This is a genomic window from Corynebacterium sp. p3-SID1056 (assembly GCF_025152525.1).
GTDB lineage: Bacteria > Actinomycetota > Actinomycetes > Mycobacteriales > Mycobacteriaceae > Corynebacterium.
In genome coordinates, this window is sequence record NZ_JALXXL010000005.1 from 175992 (window position 1) to 192809 (window position 16818).

Annotated in this window: 14 protein-coding genes; 7 read left to right on the plus strand and 7 right to left on the minus strand. The window is 64.1% G+C overall.

Annotation, left to right across the window (positions count from 1 at the left end; translation table 11 throughout):
- Nucleotides 1-52 precede the first annotated feature (52 nt).
- The 4 genes from alaS to aspS form a co-directional block, all read right to left on the minus strand.
- Nucleotides 53-2722, minus strand: a complete 2670-nt coding sequence (gene alaS, locus M3G14_RS06355; protein ID WP_259925561.1) for an alanine--tRNA ligase — start codon at nucleotides 2720-2722, stop codon at nucleotides 53-55.
- Between the two features lie 89 nt (nucleotides 2723-2811).
- Nucleotides 2812-4182 (minus strand): replication-associated recombination protein A, encoded by a 1371-nt coding sequence (locus M3G14_RS06360; protein ID WP_259925562.1) that lies wholly within the window; start codon nucleotides 4180-4182, stop codon nucleotides 2812-2814.
- A 43-nt stretch (nucleotides 4183-4225) separates the two neighbouring features.
- Nucleotides 4226-5473 carry a phosphotransferase gene (locus tag M3G14_RS06365; protein WP_259925563.1) on the minus strand — a complete coding sequence of 416 codons (1248 nt, stop codon included), beginning with the start codon at nucleotides 5471-5473 and terminating at the stop codon, nucleotides 4226-4228.
- 121 nt (nucleotides 5474-5594) lie between these two features.
- Nucleotides 5595-7409: an aspartate--tRNA ligase gene (aspS, locus tag M3G14_RS06370; protein WP_259925565.1), complete on the minus strand. Its 1815-nt coding sequence runs from the start codon at nucleotides 7407-7409 to the stop codon at nucleotides 5595-5597.
- A 138-nt stretch (nucleotides 7410-7547) separates the two neighbouring features.
- Between aspS and M3G14_RS06375 the strand changes: the two genes are divergently transcribed.
- The 5 genes from M3G14_RS06375 to M3G14_RS06395 are packed head-to-tail and all read left to right on the plus strand — an operon-like array spanning nucleotide 7548 to nucleotide 12456.
- Complete coding sequence (locus M3G14_RS06375; protein WP_259925566.1) at nucleotides 7548-8456, plus strand: neutral zinc metallopeptidase; 909 nt, start codon at nucleotides 7548-7550, stop codon at nucleotides 8454-8456.
- Nucleotides 8457-8502: 46 nt separating this feature from the next.
- Entirely contained in the window at nucleotides 8503-9273 is a 771-nt protein-coding gene (locus tag M3G14_RS06380) for a CBS domain-containing protein (protein ID WP_259925572.1), read from the plus strand.
- Between the two features lie 23 nt (nucleotides 9274-9296).
- Nucleotides 9297-10418, plus strand: a complete 1122-nt coding sequence (locus M3G14_RS06385; RefSeq protein WP_259925573.1) for a CE1758 family FMN-dependent luciferase-like monooxygenase — start codon at nucleotides 9297-9299, stop codon at nucleotides 10416-10418.
- 31 nt (nucleotides 10419-10449) lie between these two features.
- Nucleotides 10450-11016 carry a CE1759 family FMN reductase gene (locus tag M3G14_RS06390; RefSeq protein WP_259925574.1) on the plus strand — a complete coding sequence of 189 codons (567 nt, stop codon included), beginning with the start codon at nucleotides 10450-10452 and terminating at the stop codon, nucleotides 11014-11016.
- A 42-nt stretch (nucleotides 11017-11058) separates the two neighbouring features.
- Nucleotides 11059-12456, plus strand: coding sequence for an L-serine ammonia-lyase (locus M3G14_RS06395; protein ID WP_259925576.1), 1398 nt, complete (start codon nucleotides 11059-11061; stop codon nucleotides 12454-12456).
- A 7-nt stretch (nucleotides 12457-12463) separates the two neighbouring features.
- On the opposite strand, the gene hisS is transcribed toward M3G14_RS06395, so the two are convergent.
- The 3 genes from hisS to tpx form a co-directional block, all read right to left on the minus strand.
- Nucleotides 12464-13747, minus strand: coding sequence for a histidine--tRNA ligase (gene hisS, locus M3G14_RS06400; RefSeq protein ID WP_259925577.1), 1284 nt, complete (start codon nucleotides 13745-13747; stop codon nucleotides 12464-12466).
- A gap of 11 nt (nucleotides 13748-13758) precedes the next feature.
- On the minus strand, nucleotides 13759-14415 hold the full coding sequence (locus M3G14_RS06405; protein ID WP_259925578.1) for an MBL fold metallo-hydrolase: 657 nt from the start codon (nucleotides 14413-14415) through the stop codon (nucleotides 13759-13761).
- Between the two features lie 77 nt (nucleotides 14416-14492).
- Nucleotides 14493-14990, minus strand: a complete 498-nt coding sequence (gene tpx, locus M3G14_RS06410; RefSeq protein WP_259925579.1) for a thiol peroxidase — start codon at nucleotides 14988-14990, stop codon at nucleotides 14493-14495.
- A 132-nt stretch (nucleotides 14991-15122) separates the two neighbouring features.
- Here tpx and M3G14_RS06415 point away from each other — a divergent pair, with 132 nt between their 5' ends.
- Nucleotides 15123-16121: a peptidylprolyl isomerase gene (locus M3G14_RS06415; RefSeq protein ID WP_259925580.1), complete on the plus strand. Its 999-nt coding sequence runs from the start codon at nucleotides 15123-15125 to the stop codon at nucleotides 16119-16121.
- 236 nt (nucleotides 16122-16357) lie between these two features.
- Complete coding sequence (locus tag M3G14_RS06420; protein WP_259925581.1) at nucleotides 16358-16732, plus strand: hypothetical protein; 375 nt, start codon at nucleotides 16358-16360, stop codon at nucleotides 16730-16732.
- Nucleotides 16733-16818: the final 86 nt, after the last annotated feature.

Consider the following 16818-nt stretch of genomic DNA (forward strand, 5'->3'; position numbering starts at 1 on the left):
CCGGGACACCCTCGCGGCGTGTCCCTTGACCATTTTGTTATATTCCGCAACCCTAGCGGTTGGCGAGCTCCTCCCGCAGCGCCTGCAGGCCAGCGTTGATGCCCTCCGGATTCGCCCCGGAGCCCTGCGCGAGGTCAGGCTTCCCGCCACCCTTGCCGTCGATGTAGCCGCCAACAAGCTTGACCAGCTCACCAGACTTCACGCCTCGTGCCACAGCGTCCTTGTTCGCCGCAACTGCGAACGGCACCTTTGCGCCGTCCTTGGACGCGAGTGCAACCACAGCGGGCTCGGAGCCAAATTTGGCGCGCACATCCTGCGCGATGGTGCGAATATCGCCGCCGGTGACGCCGTCGGGAAGCTGCACGGCCACGACCTTGAACTCGCCGCACGTCTCGGCCTTGTCCGCCAGCCCGGAAGTCTGGGAAAGCAACTGCTGGCGGTGCAGCGCCTCGATTTCCTTCTCGGCCGCGCGCAGACGCTCGGTCAGCTGAGCAATGCGCTCCGGCAGCTGCGCCGTCGGCGTCTTCAGCTCTGCGGCAAGCCCGGAGGCGAGCGCCGCTTCCTTGGAGAAGTAATCGAAGGAGTGCATGCCCGAGTAGGCCTCAATTCGGCGCGCGCCCGAGCCCACGGAGGATTCCCCGAGCACTGCCACCGGACCGATTTGCGAGGAGTGCTCCACGTGGGTGCCACCACACAGTTCGATAGAGAACGGGCCGCCGATCTCCACGACGCGCACTTGGTCGCCGTAGTTTTCACCGAAGAGCGCCATCGCCCCCATCTCCTTCGCCTTCTCCAAGGAGGTCTCGATGGTGTTGACGGCGAAGTCGGCGTCGACCGCCTGGTTGGTAATCGTGGCGATCTCCTGCAGCTGCGCATCGCTGAGCTGGTCGGTGTAGTTGAAATCGAAGCGTAGGTAGCCGGGCTTGTTCAGCGAACCCGCCTGCACCGCCGTTGGGCCGAGCACCTGACGCAGCGCCGCGTGGATCAAGTGCGTCGCGGTGTGCGCCTGGCGTGCACCGTGGCGCCAGGCACCATCCACCTCAGTCGTCACCGTCTGGCCAAGGTCGAGCCCGCCCTGCGCCACCGTTGCCTTGTGGACCCAGAGCTTTTTGCCCACCTTCTGCACATCGTTGACGTTGAGGATCGTGTCCCCGACCACGATGCGACCACGGTCGGCCATCTGGCCGCCTGCCTCGGCGTACATCGGGGTGACGTCCAAGATCACCTCGACCTCGTCGCCTGCCTTCGCCTCGGTGACCTTTGCGCCGCCGCTCACCAGGCCAAGAACCTTGCCCTCGTGTTGCAGCTGGTCGTAGCCGACGAATTCGGTCGGATGCGCGTCCACCCACTCGCGGTAGAGCGACTCGTCGATGTTGCCCTGCTTCTTCGCCTTGTTGTCCGCCTTCGCGCGGGCGCGCTGCTCCTGCATCGCCGCGTCGAAGGCATCCATATCCACGTCAAGGCCGGCCTCACGCGCCATCTCCAGGGTGAGGTCGATGGGGAAACCGTAGGTGTCGTGCAGCTCGAATGCCTGCTCGCCAGGCAGCACCTTTGCACCGGACTCGCGCAGCGCGGCCGCGGCCTCGTCGAAGCGGGTGGTGCCGGAGGCCAGCGTCTTCAAGAAGGCGCGCTCCTCGGCGTTGGCCACACGCAGGATGCGCTCGCGGTTCTTTTCAATCTCCGGGAAGGACGGCGTCATCGTGTCCATGATCGTGTTCATGAAGACTTCGAGCACGTTGCCCTCTGCGCCAAGCAGGCGCGCGGAGCGAACGATACGGCGCAGCAGGCGGCGCAGGATGTAGCCGCGGCCCTCGTTCGACGGGGTAACGCCGTCGAGGATGATCATCATGCCGGTGCGCGAGTGGTCTGCGATGACGCGGAAGCGTACATCGTCCTCGTGCTTGCCGGCGTCGTATTTCGTACCGGTCAGCCGCACTGCCTCATCGATGACGGGGCGCAGAAGGTCCGTCTCGTAGACGTTGTCCACGCCCTGCAGCAGGCAGGCCACACGCTCGATGCCTAAGCCCGTATCAATGTTTTTCTTCGGCAGCTCCCCGAGCAGCTCAAAGCCGCCCTTCTTATCGCCCTCGCCGCGAATGGATTCCATGAACACAAGGTTCCAGATCTCCATGTAGCGGTTATCGTCTGCGGCAGGGCCACCCTCCTGGCCGTAGTCAGGGCCGCGATCGTAGTAGATTTCCGAGCAGGGACCGCACGGGCCAGGCACGCCCATCGACCAGAAATTGTCCTCCATGCCCATCCGCTGAATGCGAGCTTCCGGCACGCCGACCTTGTCGCGCCAAATCTCGAAGGCCTCATCGTCGTCCAAGAAGACGGTCACCCACAGCCGCTCCGGGTCGAGCCCGAAGCCACCATCTGCGACCGCACCGGTCAGCAGCTCCCATGCGTGCGTAATTGCGCCTTCTTTAAAGTACTGGCCAAAGGAGAAGTTGCCCGCCATCTGGAAGAAGGTGTTGTGGCGCGTGGTCACGCCAACTTCTTCAATGTCGAGGGTGCGCACGCACTTCTGAATAGAGGTCGCCAGCCCGTTCTCAAATGGCGGGTTCTGCTGCCCCAGAAAGTAGGGCTTGAAGGGCACCATGCCCGCGTTGACGAACAGCAGCTGCGGGTCATCCAAGATCAGCGACGCGCTCGGCACAGGGGTGTGCCCCGCCTTCACAAAGTGGTTGGTAAACCGCTCTCGGATCTCATGTGTCTGCACGAGGTGGTGTCCTTTCAACGCTTGCAAATTTGTCCCGGACTACTCTACCCCTGAGGTGCGGCAAGGTGGCAGTGCGCGTGGCTAAGCGGCTAGCTCTCGCCCCGCAAAATGCGGCGCAGGCGGCCGAGAAAATCCCGAATCCGCTTCTCCGCGCCGTGATCTGTGGGGACGTAATACTCCGCGCCCACCAGCTCATCCGGCAGATACTGCTGGGCGAGCACGCCGCGAGGATCGTCGTGCGGATACTGGTACCCCACCGCGTTGCCCATCGCCTTTGCCCCCTCGTAGTGGCCGTCGCGCAGGTGCGGCGGCACCGCACCAACCTTCCCCTTGGCCACATCAGCCTGGGCCTTCGAAATCGACTGGATCACCGAGGGCGACTTCGGGGCGGTGGCGAGGTGGATGGTGGCCTGCGCGAGCGGCAGACGCCCCTCCGGCATGCCGATCAACTGCACAGCGTTCGCCGCCGCCGTGGCGACCTGCAGCGCGCTCGGGTCGGCCATCCCGATGTCTTCGGAGGCGTGAATGACCAGGCGGCGGGCGATGAATCGCGGATCCTCGCCGGCCTCGATCATGCGAGCGAGGTAATGCAGCGCCGCGTCCACATCCGAGCCGCGGATGGATTTGATAAACGCGGATATCACATCGTAGTGCTGGTCCCCGTCACGGTCGTAGCGCACCACGGCACGATTGACGTTCTCGCGCAGCGTATCGACTGTGATCCGCCCTCCCTGGGGCACAGCCTCGGCGGCGGCCTCCAAGTAGGTCAGCGCGCGGCGCGCGTCGCCGCCAGCGAGCGTGACCAGCTGCTCGCGGGCCTCATCCTCAAGTTCCACCGTGCCCGCGAGGCCGCGCTCGGCGGTGACCGCGTTGTCGATGACCTTGGTGAGCTCCTCGCGCGAAAGTGACTCCAATTTCAGCAGTAACGAGCGCGACAAGAGCGGGGCGACCACGCTAAACGAGGGGTTCTCCGTCGTCGCGGCCACCAACAGCACAGTGCGGTTTTCCACCGCTGCGAGCAGGGCGTCCTGCTGCGTCTTGGAAAAGCGATGCACCTCGTCGATAAACAGCACCGTTTTTTCGCCCCTCAGCAGGTCGCGCCGCGCCTGGTCGATCACCTGCCGGACCTCTTTGACCCCGGAGGATAGCGCTGACAGCCCGACGAAATTCTGCTCCATCGTCTGCGCAATCAGCGAGGCGATCGTCGTCTTGCCGGTCCCCGGCGGGCCGTAGAGGATCACCGAGGCCGCACCCGAGCCCTCCACCAGCCGACGCAGGGGCTTGCCTTCGGAGAGGAGGTGCGTCTGGCCGGCGATCTCATCCAAGCTGCGTGGCCGCATCCGGGCTGCGAGCGGCGCGGTGGCTCCGGCGTGGAAGAAGCTCGCGCCGCGCCGACCTGCACCTGGCAGCTCTGCTTCCCCAGCGTCGAGCCCTCCGCCGAAAAGGTCATCCTGTGCCATGCCTGCGCACCTCCGTTTGTCCGTGTGCTCGAGTCGCTGCGCGCTACTTCAACCGCTTTGCGACGTCGCGCGCAAACTCCGCGATCACCAAGTACGCGGTGTCCCTGCCCGTCCCGGCGTACGAAGCGAGCGCGTCGAAGGTCTCCTCGAGGTCGCGCCGCACCATCTCTTCCTCGTGTGTGAAAGGCCCCTGGCTCTGCGGCCGCAGGATGTCCGCGCCCGTGCCCTGGGGTGAGATGGGCAGCGCGCTTTCCGACGCCTCGTTCGCAACATCGATCCCCGCCTCTGCGAACTCCGCGGCCAGCGCCTCATCTCGGGCGGCGAGCTCGGCGAGAGAGAACTGCCCCATCACCGACAAGCTGGACAATGCCCAGCTGACCATCGCTCCGGTGATGCGGGCCTGCAGTGTGTCCTCGTGCATGAACGCGGGCCAGGTGTCTTTGACCTCGTGCAACCAGGCGTCGATAAACGCATCCACGGCTTCTTCGTTGTACCCCCACGCGGACACGTAGAGGGGAAAACCTGCGACGACGAAGGCGACGTCGAAAGCCACATCGCGGAAGCCCGCCCACTCGTAGTCGAGGAACTGGGTGCGATCGGCGTAGATGATGTTGTCCGGGGAGAGATCAAAAGGCGTAAACGCGCGTGAACCACCTTTGAACAGGCGCGATTGCACGTTCGTCGCGGTAATTGCGACCTCGCCAGGCACGTCGATCCCACTCGCCTCGAGCATCTCCAGGCCGAAGCGGATGCGGTGCGCGAGAAGACGCTCTCGCAGCCGCTGGATAGTTTCGGCGCCGGAACGCTTCTGCGTCGCACGAGCAAATAGCACGTCAAATGCCTGCTCCTGGCCAGCGGAACCCGCGTGCATGCGTCCGAGCGCGGTGCCGAGGTTGCGCAGGATCTGCACGTGGCTTTCGGCGTTGGTACCGTCCAGCAACGTGGCCAGCGTGTCACCCTCGCCAGAATCGCTGATGATCATGATGCGTTGATCCACGTCGTAGCCAAGCAGCACCGGACCCGGACGGACGTCCTCGCTGAGCGACGTGGTGAATTGGTAGGCCACGACCTCGCGCAAGAACGCGGCGTCCTCGATCACATTGCCGGTCTCCGGGGAGTACTTCACCACCACCGACCGGTGCTGCAGGAAGGGGTTCGTCGCAACCCGGGCACGAAAGACGTGGGCAAACCCAGAGCCGCTAAGCGAGTCCACCCCGCTGAGTTTCTGCGCGCCCCCGTAGCGACGGGTGAGGATCTCCTCCGCCTGGGCGATGATCATCTCCTGGTCCATCCGAACCCCTCCTTGTGGGTTTCGTGCCGATGCCATAAGTCTGACATAGCGCAGCCCCGAGGTTGCGTGTTTGGCTACCCCGGGGCCTTCTCGCTCGACTCGTGCGTGGCTATACTTGGCTCTACTTAGCCGAGGCCGCGCTTTCAGCGTTCTGTGCGCCCTCTGCCTTCGGCTTGAAGTCGACGCCGGTCTCCTTGCGCTGCTCCTTGGTAATCGGAGCGGGTGCATCCGTCAGCGGGTCGACGCCGCCGCCGGACTTCGGGAAGGCGATAACGTCACGGATCGACTCGAAACCGCCGAGCAGGGAGACAATACGGTCCCAGCCGAAGGCGATGCCGCCGTGTGGCGGAGCGCCGAACGCGAACGCATCGAGCAAGAAGCCAAACTTCTCGCGTGCCTCTTCCTCCGTGATACCCATCACGTCAAACACGCGCTCCTGCACGTCACGCTGGTGGATACGAATGGAGCCGCCGCCGATCTCGTTGCCGTTGCAGACAATGTCGTACGCGTACGCCAGCGCCTCGCCCGGCTCCTTGTCAAAGGAATCCAGGTACTCCGGCTTCGGCGAGGTGAACGCGTGGTGCACGGCAGTCCACTTCGAGTGGCCAAGTGCGACGTCGCCGGAGGCGGTCGCATCTGCGGCCGGCTCGAACAGCGGCGCGTCAACCACCCAGGTAAACGCCCAGTCGCCGTCCTTGATTAAGCCCAGCTTCTTCGCGATCTCACCGCGTGCCGCGCCAAGCAGCGCGCGCGAGGCCTTCGTCTCGCCAGCGGCAAAGAAGATGCAGTCGCCCGGCTTCGCGCCGACGTGGTCGGCGATGCCCGCCTTCTCCGCGTCGGTGATGTTCTTCGCCACCGGACCAGCCAGCGTCCCGTCTTCTTGCACGAGGATGTACGCCAGGCCCTTTGCACCGCGCTGCTTGGCCCACTCCTGCCAAGCGTCGAGCTGGCGACGAGGCTGGGAGGCACCGCCGTCCATAACCACTGCACCGACGTACTCAGCATTGAAGACGCGGAAGGTGGTGTCCTTGAAGAACTCGGTGCAGTCCTTGAGCTGGATATCAAAGCGCAGGTCCGGCTTGTCGGAGCCGTACTTTTCCATCGCGTCCTTGTAGGTCATGCGCGGAATCGGCGTAGAAATCTTGTAGCCAATCAGGTCCCACAAGGCGACGAGAATCTGCTCAGCGAGCTCGATCACGTCATCCTGATCCACGAAGCTGGCCTCGACGTCCAGCTGGGTGAACTCCGGCTGGCGGTCGGCGCGGAAGTCTTCGTCGCGGTAGCAGCGCGCGATCTGGTAGTAGCGCTCCATACCGGCAACCATCAGCAACTGCTTAAACAGCTGCGGGGACTGCGGGAGCGCGTACCAGCTTCCCGGGCGCAGGCGGGCCGGCACAAGGAAGTCGCGCGCGCCCTCAGGGGTGGAGCGGGTCAGCGTCGGCGTCTCGATTTCCGTGAAGCCGTGCTCATCCAGCACGCGGCGCGCCGCCTGGTTTGCCTTGGAGCGAAGCCGCAGCGCCTCGGCTTGGCGCTCGCGGCGCAGATCGAGGTAGCGGTACTTGAGGCGGGTTTCCTCACCCACCTCGGTCGAGGAAGCATCCTCAATCTGGAACGGCAGAGCTGCTGCCGTGTTGAGCACGTTGAGCTCGGAGACGTTGACCTCGATCTCGCCAGAGGCCAAGTTCGGGTTCTCGGAGCCAGCCGGACGCGGCTCGACCACGCCGGTAACTTGGATGACGTACTCGCTGCGCAGGTCGTGCGCGGCTTCGGCCACCTCAGACTCACGGAACACCACCTGGGCCAGGCCCGAGCGGTCGCGCAGGTCGATGAAGATAACGCCGCCGTGGTCTCGGCGACGCCCGACCCAGCCGGTCAAGGTGACGGTCTGTCCATCGAGGTCTTTGCGGAGATCACCCGCAAGGTGAGTGCGCAGCACGGTCTCTTCCACGTCCTTCCACGTGAGGGCAATACTTTAACCCCAAGCACTTTACCCGCCTTGCGGTTGCCGTGCCGAAGTGCCCCCATACACCCGCCGATGCAGCGGCCGTCGTTGTTCTTTGGCAAGATTTGCAGCATGACGTTTAAAAACGATTTTGGTCAGGGCCAGGGCAGGCGCGCCCAAACCAGTTCCGGTTCCGGGCGCAGAGGCGGCGGCGCGGGCATCCCTATCGCCGTCGGCGGCGGCGGGCTCAGCACGATTATCTTGCTCGCGCTTGTCTTCTTCCTCAACGGCGGTTTCGACGGCCTCGGTGGCGGCGCGGGTTCACAGTCTGCGCCGCAGAGCCAGGGCGAATACGACCTGAGCCACTGCGACGCGCCGGGGGCGGCTAACGAGCACGAGGATTGCCGTGCCGAAGCTGTGGCCCGCTCCGTCGACCAAGTTTGGTCGCAGGTGCTCCCCAGCCAGGCGAATATGGAGTACAAACCGGCCGACATCATGCTGTTCCGCGACGATGTCACGACCGGCTGCGGCTACGCTACGGCAGATACCGGCCCATTCTATTGCCCACGGGACACCACCGCGTACCTCGACGTGTCCTTCTTTGAGCAGTTAGGTCAGCTGGGCGGTTCGGACGGCGCGTTGTCCCAGGAGTACGTGACCGCGCATGAGATGGGCCACCACATCCAGAACCTCGAAGGTACGCTGGGTTTGAGCGACTACAAGAACCCCGGCGAGGATTCTGCGGCGGTAGCGATTGAGCTGCAGGCTGACTGCTACGCCGGCATCTGGGCGAAGCACGCCTCAGAGGGCCCGGATGCCGCGCTCGAGCCGATTACCGACGAGCAGCTGAGCCAGGCGATCCAGACCGCGCAAGCGATCGGCGACGACAACATCCAGCGCAAGTCCGGCGGCGACATCGACCCGGATGCGTGGACGCACGGTTCCTCCGAGCAGCGCAGCGAGGCCTTCATGTCCGGCTACAAGACTGGCCAGATGGCGGCGTGCGACACGCTCAACCGCGGCGTGTACACCGAGGGCTAACCGCGCGCTTCGCCGCCCTTGCGCCAGCACCGCTACGCTATGGGGCATGGATAGCGCGCCTAAAGCCCCTCAGGACACAGCGACTCCCGGCACCCCCGCTTCGGCCCCGCCGAACCGGGCGGTGCCGTTTTTGGCTGCTTTTAACGCCATCGAAGGCTTCCTCCGCGAGGAGCTTGGCGCCAAAAAATCCGATTCTTTCAAGTGGATGACCAACCTCGCCGCGAAAAAGAAGGTGCTCACACGGCATCAGGCCGACACCCTGATCGAATTCGCGGAGTTGCGCAACGCGATTTCTCACGGTGAATACAACAACCTGCGCCCGATTGCGGAACCATTGCCCGAAACTGTCGCCGAGATCACGCAGCTGCGCGACGCGCTGCTGCGCCCTGCACGCGCCCTCGACGTCATTCAGGCAGAGAAGGTGCTGACTTTCTCCCCCGACGATGACGTGCGCGAGCCTTTACGCGCACTCAGGGAGACCGGGCACAAACAATTCCCGATCTATCGCGATGAAACGTACATCGGCCTGCTCACCACCAACGCCCTTGCGCGCTGGGTCGCGCGCGAGATCGACGAGGACAACCACCTACGCCACGCCACCGTCGACGAAGTCCTCGAGCTTTCCGGACGCCACGACCAGCCCGTGTTCTTGGCGCGCGACGTCACTGCGGCAGCGGCCGTGGACGCGCTGACCACCCCGCTGGAATCAGGTGCACTGCCACGGCTGGCCATCATTACGGAGTCCGGAAACCCACGGCAGCGGCCCCTCGCCGTACTCGTTGCCACAGAAATTCCCGCACTGCTCGCGGCCGCATAACTCTGTAGAAAGATTCGCTCGACATGCAGTTTGGCATCTTCAGCATCGGCGATGTCACCACCGATCCGACGACCGGCAATACTCCGACAGAAAAGCAGCGTATCGATGCCATGACGCAACTCGCGCTGAAGGCCGAGGAGGTTGGCCTGGATGTCTTTGCCACCGGACAGCACCACAACCCGCCTTTCGTGCCCTCCGCGCCGACAACGCACCTGGCGTACATCGGCGCGCAGACCAAAAACATTGTGCTGTCGACTGCTACCACCTTGATCACTACGACGGATCCGGTGCGCATCGCGGAAGACTACTCGTTCTTGCAGAACCTGGTAGACGGGCGGATGGACCTCATGTTGGGCCGTGGAAATACCGGACCGGTCTACCCGTGGTTTGGTAAAAACATCCGCGACGGCATCGATCTGGCGGTAGAAAACTACCACCTTTTGCGCCGTCTCTGGCGCGAGCAGCACGTCAATTGGCAAGGCCGGTTCCGCACGCCTCTGCAGGGCTTTACCGCGACCCCAGCCCCGCTCGAGGGCGTCGCGCCCTTCGTCTGGCACGGCTCGATCCGTTCGCCGCAGATCGCCGAGCAAGCGGCGTATTACGGCGACGGGTTCTTTCACAACAACATTTTCTGGCACAAGGAACACACGGCGAAAATGGTGGGCCTGTACCGTCGCCGCTTTGCGGCCTACGGGCACGGTGCCTCAGACCAGGCAATCGTGGGGTTGGGCGGACAGACATACATAGCCGAGTCCGAGGCTCAGGCGGTGCGAGAATTCCGCCCCTATTTCGACAACGCTCCGGTCTACGGGCACGGGCCGAGTCTGGAGGAGTACACAGCACGTACACCGCTGACGGTGGGCACTGCCGAGATGGTGATCGAGCGGACGATGCAATTTGCCGACTGGGTCGGCGACTACCAGCGTCAGCTTTTCCTTGTCGACCATGCCGGTCTCCCCCTCGAGGTGGCGCTGCGCCAAGTTGAGCTGCTTGGGCGCGAGGTCGTCCCGGAGCTGCGCAAACGGATGGAGGCACGCCGCCCCGCGCACGTACCGAGCGATCCGCCGTCGTTTACTGCACTTGCCCAAGCCAAGCGGGAAGGGAAGAATCTGCCGCACTTTCGCGTTGCGCCTGCTGAGCAATAGCCGGATCGCAGAAGGGCAGTGAAGGAGCAGCATGAAGCAGTTGATCGTTGTGAGCGCGGGCCTGTCGACGCCCTCGACCACGCGGCATGTGGCAGATCAGATCGCCGCGGCGGTGCGCACGCAGGTGACTGCGCGCGGCGAAGACCTGCGCGTGCGCACTGTGGAGGTCCGCGACTACGCCCAGGATCTCACCCAGCTGATGCTCACCTCAATCGATTCGCCTGCGCTCGAAGCGCTCAAGCGGGTGATTTCCCAGGCGGATGGTCTGGTGGCCGTCTCCCCTGTGTTTCAGGGCAGCTACAGCGGGCTGTTCAAGATGCTTTTCGACGCCCTGCACACCGATGCGCTCAACGCCATGCCCACCATCATCGCCGCGACCGGGGGCTCACAGCGCCATGCACTTGTCACCGAGTACGCGCTGCGCCCGCTGTTGACGTATCTGCACGCTCATGTCGTGCCAACGTCACTGTTTGCGGCGACTGCGGACTTCGGCAGCGACGGGGGCGACGAGGGCGCGGCGTTGACGCAACGCATTGAACGCGCGGCACGGGAGTTGGCGGAGCTGATGCTTGGGCGCCAGACAGGAACACGCGACTAGGCGCGCTGCAATGCGGGGCGGTGGGACTGTATTATCGCGCGCATGTCCCACAGCACAGTTAGTGTCGTAGACCTGTTCAGTATCGGCATCGGCCCGTCGTCCTCGCACACGGTCGGCCCGATGCGCGCTTCCCTTGCCTTCGTTGAGGCACTCGGGCAACTGCCTGCTTCCGTACGCATCGAGCTGCGCGGTTCCCTTGCTGCCACAGGCGTAGGCCACGGGACAGACCGCGCAGCCTTGCTGGGCCTCGTCGGTTATACGCCGACGACGACCTCTGCAGACATTTCGCCGAAACCCGGCGAGCCGATCCCAGCGACGGGCACGATCACCGGCCCAGCAGGGACGGTGCACTACGAGGTCCAATTCAACCCCACCCCGGTATCCAAGCACCCCAACTGCCTCATCTTTGATGCCTGGGATGCAGCCGGCAACCGTATCGCCACTCGTTCGGAGTACTACTCGGTCGGTGGTGGGTTCATCTTGGACCGCGCCGGCATGGAGGAGCACGAAAACGAGGCCGGTGTGGCCACGGTGCGCGAGAGCGAGCCAGTGCCCTACGAGTTCGAAGATGCGAAGACCCTCGTCGCGCTGTGCAACGAAACCGGTTTGAGCATTGCGGAGTTGATGCGCGCCAACGAAGAGCACATTCACGGCCGGGAGCGTCTCGACGCCCACCTTGACGCCGTGTGGGACGTGATGCAGGAGTGCGTCGCCCACGGGCTGAAAACAGAGGGCGTGCTGCCCGGCGGTCTCGGTGTGAAGCGCCGGGCGCACCGACTGCACCGCCTGCTCACCGCCGAGTACGAGGAATCCACGGCCCGGGGCCTCGACGCCATGGAGTGGGTAAACCTCTACGCGCTCGCCGTCAACGAGGAAAACGCGGCACACGGCCAGGTCGTCACCGCACCGACGAACGGGGCCGCCGGCATTATCCCGGCGGTGATGCACTACTGCCGCGACTTCACCGAGGGGGCTTTTGGCATAGAGCAGGCGCGCGATTTTCTGCTCACCGCTGGTGCCATCGGCATCATCATCAAGACCAACGCCTCGATCTCCGGCGCCGAGGTGGGGTGTCAAGGCGAGGTGGGCTCGGCCTCGTCCATGGCTGCTGCGGGCATGTGCGCGGTCCTCGGCGGCACGCCTGCGCAAGTGGAAAATGCGGCGGAGATCGCCCTGGAGCACAACTTAGGGCTGACCTGTGACCCTGTCGGAGGGCTCGTGCAGGTGCCGTGCATCGAGCGCAACGCCATTGGCGGCGTCAAGGCCATCAACGCCGCGCGCCTGGCAAAGCTTGGCGACGGCACGAACATTGTCACCCTCGACGATGTCGTGGAGACCATGGCGACCACTGGTCGCGACATGATGACCAAGTACAAGGAGACCTCGATGGGCGGACTGGCAGTCCAACTCGGACTACCAGTCAACATCACCGAGTGCTGATGAGGTGTTAGCCCAGCTGCTCCAGCACGGCTGCAGCCGACAGCGCCACCGTTTCCTGGGTGTGCGCCGCGAGGTCCTTCACGGCCACTTCCCCGCTTTCGAGCTCGCGATCGCCCAGCACGAGCGCGTACTTTGCCCCAGCGCGGTCGGCCCCCTTCATCGCACCCTTGAGCCCGCGGCCTCCGTAGGCCATGTCGGCGCTGAGCCCGGCGGCACGGAGCTCGTCAATGAGCAGTGCCATGCGCGCCTGGGCGGCCTCGCCGATGCCGACGCCGAAAACGTCAACGCGGCGCTCGACCCCGTCGAGGATCACGCCTTCTGCTTCCAGGGCGAGTACGGCGCGATCGACGCCCAGCCCGAAACCGATACCGGACAGGTCTTGGCCGCCGATCTGCGCCATCAGCCCGTCGTAGCGGCCCCCGCCGCCGATGCCGGATTGCGCGCCGAGGCCATCGTGAACGAACTCGAAGCAGGTCTTGGTGTAGTAGTCGAGGCCGCGAACCATCCGCGGGTTAAGCACGTACTCCACGCCCATCGCATCGAGGGTGGTGCGGACCGTGTCGAAGTGCGCGCGGCACTCTTCACACAAGTGGTCAATCATCAGCGGCGCATCCGCGGTCATCTCGCGTACCTCTGCGCGCTTGTCGTCCAGCACTCGCAGCGGGTTGATTTCCGCCCGGGCGCGGGTCTCCTCGTCGAGCGGGAGCGCGAAGAGGAACTCCTGCAGCTTCTCGCGGTACGCCAGACGGCACTGCGCATCACCAAGGCTGTTGAGCTCGAGGCGGTACCCACGCAGCCCGATGGCGCGGAAGCAGCGGTCGGCGAGCGCGATGACCTCCGCGTCTAACAGCGGGTCGTCGACGCCGATGGCCTCCACACCCACCTGCTGCAGCTGACGGTAGCGGCCGGCCTGCGGGCGCTCGTAGCGGAAGAATGGCCCGTAGTAGTTCAGCTTTACCGGCAGGTAACCGCGGTCCAGGTTGTGTTGGATGACCGCGCGCATCACGCCGGCGGTACCCTCGGGCCGCAGCGTCACCGAGCGCTCGCCCCGGTCGGTGAATGTGTACATTTCCTTGCTCACCACATCGGTGGACTCGCCGACGCCGCGGGCGAACAGCGTCGTGTCCTCGAACACCGGCAGCTCGATGTGCTGGTAGCCGGCAAGATGCGTCTGGCGCACAAACTCGTCGCGGACGCGCAGGAACGTCGCGGACTGCGGAGGGACGTAATCCGGCAGCCCCTTCGGGGCCGCCAGCGGCTTAAACTTTGCGGACTTTTTCGATTCACTCACGACTGCTCAGTCTAGCGCTCCGGGTTGGCCTGCAGGAGGAATGGGTTCGTCGCCCGTTCCTGGCGCATCGTAGTGGTTGGGCCGTGCCCCGGCAGGATCGCGGCCGCATCATCCAGTGCCCAGACGGGCCCTCGCAGGCTTGCCCGCATTGCCTCCGGGTCAGAGTGCGCGAAGTCGGTTCGCCCAATCGAGCCGCGGAACAGCACATCGCCAGAAAATACCGGCCCGGACTGGCCCTCAGCATCGGTGAGCAACAGCACGCTGCCCGGCGAATGGCCAGGAGCGTGCCGGACGCTAAAGGTGGTGTCGGCGAATTGGAGCGTGGCGCCGTCGGCAAGCGGGCGGACCTCGTTGGGCAACTCCATCGACGCGGCGGCGAAAAGCATGCGACTCTTCTCCGGTAGTCCCTCACCGCCCGCGAGCATGAACTCGTCTTCCGGGTGGATGTAGACGGGAACGCCGAAGCGCGCGGCATCGCGGGTGTGGTCGAGGTGACCGTGCGTGAGAAGCACGGCGGCGGGCGTGGCACCCGCCTGCTTGATGATGCGCACCGCGCGCTCGAAAGCGCCCATGCCTGGGTCGATAATCACGGCCTCGCCTGAGTGCTCGCCGCACACGACGTAGCAGTTGGTCTGGTAAGGCCCTGCAGCAAATCCGGAAAGCTTCATAGCCACATCCTAGGCGCGGCATGAAAAATGGGCACCCGAGGCGCGGTGGCCCTGGGTGCCCGAACAGGGTGCGGTATTTACTTCAGCGCATCCTCTGCGGCCTGGTAGTTCGGCTCGTTGGTGATCTCGGAGACAAGCTCGGTGTGGATGACCTTGTGCTCGGCATCGGTGACGACCACCGCGCGGGCGGTAAGCCCCTGCAGCGGGGAGCCTTCCAACTCAAGACCGAAGTCCTTTGCAAAGGTGGAGCGGAAGGCGGAGAGCGCCTCCACGCTTTCGATGCCCTCTGCAGCGCAGAAACGCTGCTGTGCGAAAGGCAGATCCTTGGAAATGCAGAGCACCTCGGTGTTGTCGAGCGACGCAGCGAGCTCGTTGAACTTACGCACAGAGGTCGCGCACACGCCTGTATCGAGAGACGGGAAAATGTTCAGGACGAGGCGCTTACCTGCGTAGTCTGCGAGCGCCTTCTCGCTCAAGTCGCCCGCGACAAGCGTGCTGTTGGGCAGCGCCTCACCCACTGCGGGCAGGTCGCCAGAGGTAGTGGTCTGATTGCCTTGAAAAGTAACGTTAGCCATGGCCGCGATTCTATGGACGCACGCTGTACTGCGCAAGGGTTTGTACCCGAGCACTGCTAGGGTTAACAACCGGAATTCTCATGGTGCGCACCGGGCGCACTCACACGCACAACGACAGCGAGGAAGCACATCATGGCCGAGAACTCGGGTGCCGCGGACAGCACCGCGTCCAACACGCCTACTACTGATAACGCGAAACGCGGTGAGGAGGCACTGCGCCACCTCAAGCGCGAACTGGATTCACGCGATCGTAAGGAAAAGTCGAAGCCGCTGACGGTCGCGGCGCTGTCAGCGGTGGTCATTATGTTGATCGGCGGCGCGATCTACTTCGCCGCGACGCAGAATAACGACGAAGAGGTCACCGCTGCTGAAGAAAGCACTTCGGAGACCTCCGAGGCCGAGGAATCTTTCGACGCCACCCAGTACGAAGCCGTCGGCACCGCACGCGCTACCGCGCTGCCGGCAACCGTGTCCTGCTCGTACAACGACAGCCCGCAAGAAGGTGAGGGCGAGGCAGCTTCGAAGCCGAAGACAGACGACGTCTCCGCCGAAGGCAAGGTGAACATTGAGCTGGACACGAGCGCAGGCCCGATCGGGATGGAGCTGGATCGCAGCGTGTCCCCCTGCACGGTCAACGCCATCGAGCACCTCGCCCAGGAGAAGTACTTCGATGATTCTGTCTGCCACCGCCTAACCACCGGCGACGGCTTGAAGGTGCTCCAGTGCGGCGACCCCACCGGCACCGGCTCGGGCGGCCCTGGGTTCCAATTCGCGAACGAGTTCCCGACTGACGAGGCGCTCGAGCAGGTAAACGACGCCGACCTCCAGCTTCCGGAAAACGTTTCCGAGGAGGAGAAAGAGCAGTACCGTGCAATGTCGCTACAAAACGGTCCGAAGCGCTATGACCGCGGCACCATCGCGATGGCCAACGCTGGCGTCGGCACTAACGGGTCCCAGTTCTTCCTGAACTACGGCGACTCTGTTCTGCCCCCGCTCTACACGTACTTCGGTCAGATCGATGACGCAGGCCTTGAAACCCTGGACAAGATTGCTGAGCAGGGCGTCGAGGGCGGAGCCGCCGACGGTGCACCTGCGGAAGAAGTGAAGATCAAGAGCGCCACCGTCAAGTAGCGTACGCGATACTTCCAAGTATCCCCCACCGTGCAATACGGCGTTTTTGGACACTTGTTCAGCCAGCTTTGAGGAAGCTTTCACTTCCCACAAAGGGAGGGTTGACCTGTTTCTTCCGGGATTCCACCCCAAAACCGGAATTCTTTGAAAACGCCGGCAAAACTGTTGCGTATCTCTTGACGCATGGCTAAGGTAGTCAACGTCAATTTGAAGCTCTCCGAAAGATAGGGAATCAGATGCAGTTCCGTAAGGGTCTCATCGCTGCCGCAACCGCAGCAGCTGTCATGTCCACCGGTGCCGTCGCCGTCCAGGCAGAGGAAACCACCGGCACGTCCACCACCGCCACCACCACCGCTACGGCTACCGACACCGCCAAGAAGACGGAGAAGAAGGACTCGACCGCAACCGCCAAGCCGACCACCACCCCGACGAAGAAGCCGACTGCACCGTCCAAGCCGAACGTCAAGGACAACAACTCCAACACCGACCAGGGCTCCTCCGTCAAGGACATGTCCCCGGCTGAGATCCGTGACTGGATCGCAGTGTTCACCGCCGTCATCGGCGCACTCGGCACGCTGTTCGCATTCATGGACAAGTACATGCGTCCGTAGTGCAGGCCTGCGAGTATCTCGCACGCTCAGCCCGGCTCCGGCCGGGCTTTTTGCATGCATACCCCTGCCCCGCTGCGGTGGAGTCC

Coding starts and splice junctions, on each gene's coding strand:
- M3G14_RS06360 (WP_259925562.1), bottom strand. CDS start 4,182: ATGGCACAGGATGACCTTTTCGGCGGAGGGCTCGACGCTGGGGAAGCA.
- tpx (WP_259925579.1), bottom strand. CDS start 14,990: ATGGCTAACGTTACTTTTCAAGGCAATCAGACCACTACCTCTGGCGAC.
- M3G14_RS06415 (WP_259925580.1), top strand. CDS start 15,123: ATGGCCGAGAACTCGGGTGCCGCGGACAGCACCGCGTCCAACACGCCT.
- M3G14_RS06380 (WP_259925572.1), top strand. CDS start 8,503: ATGGATAGCGCGCCTAAAGCCCCTCAGGACACAGCGACTCCCGGCACC.
- M3G14_RS06375 (WP_259925566.1), top strand. CDS start 7,548: ATGACGTTTAAAAACGATTTTGGTCAGGGCCAGGGCAGGCGCGCCCAA.
- M3G14_RS06385 (WP_259925573.1), top strand. CDS start 9,297: ATGCAGTTTGGCATCTTCAGCATCGGCGATGTCACCACCGATCCGACG.
- M3G14_RS06405 (WP_259925578.1), bottom strand. CDS start 14,415: ATGAAGCTTTCCGGATTTGCTGCAGGGCCTTACCAGACCAACTGCTAC.
- M3G14_RS06365 (WP_259925563.1), bottom strand. CDS start 5,473: ATGGACCAGGAGATGATCATCGCCCAGGCGGAGGAGATCCTCACCCGT.
- M3G14_RS06420 (WP_259925581.1), top strand. CDS start 16,358: ATGCAGTTCCGTAAGGGTCTCATCGCTGCCGCAACCGCAGCAGCTGTC.
- M3G14_RS06390 (WP_259925574.1), top strand. CDS start 10,450: ATGAAGCAGTTGATCGTTGTGAGCGCGGGCCTGTCGACGCCCTCGACC.
- M3G14_RS06395 (WP_259925576.1), top strand. CDS start 11,059: ATGTCCCACAGCACAGTTAGTGTCGTAGACCTGTTCAGTATCGGCATC.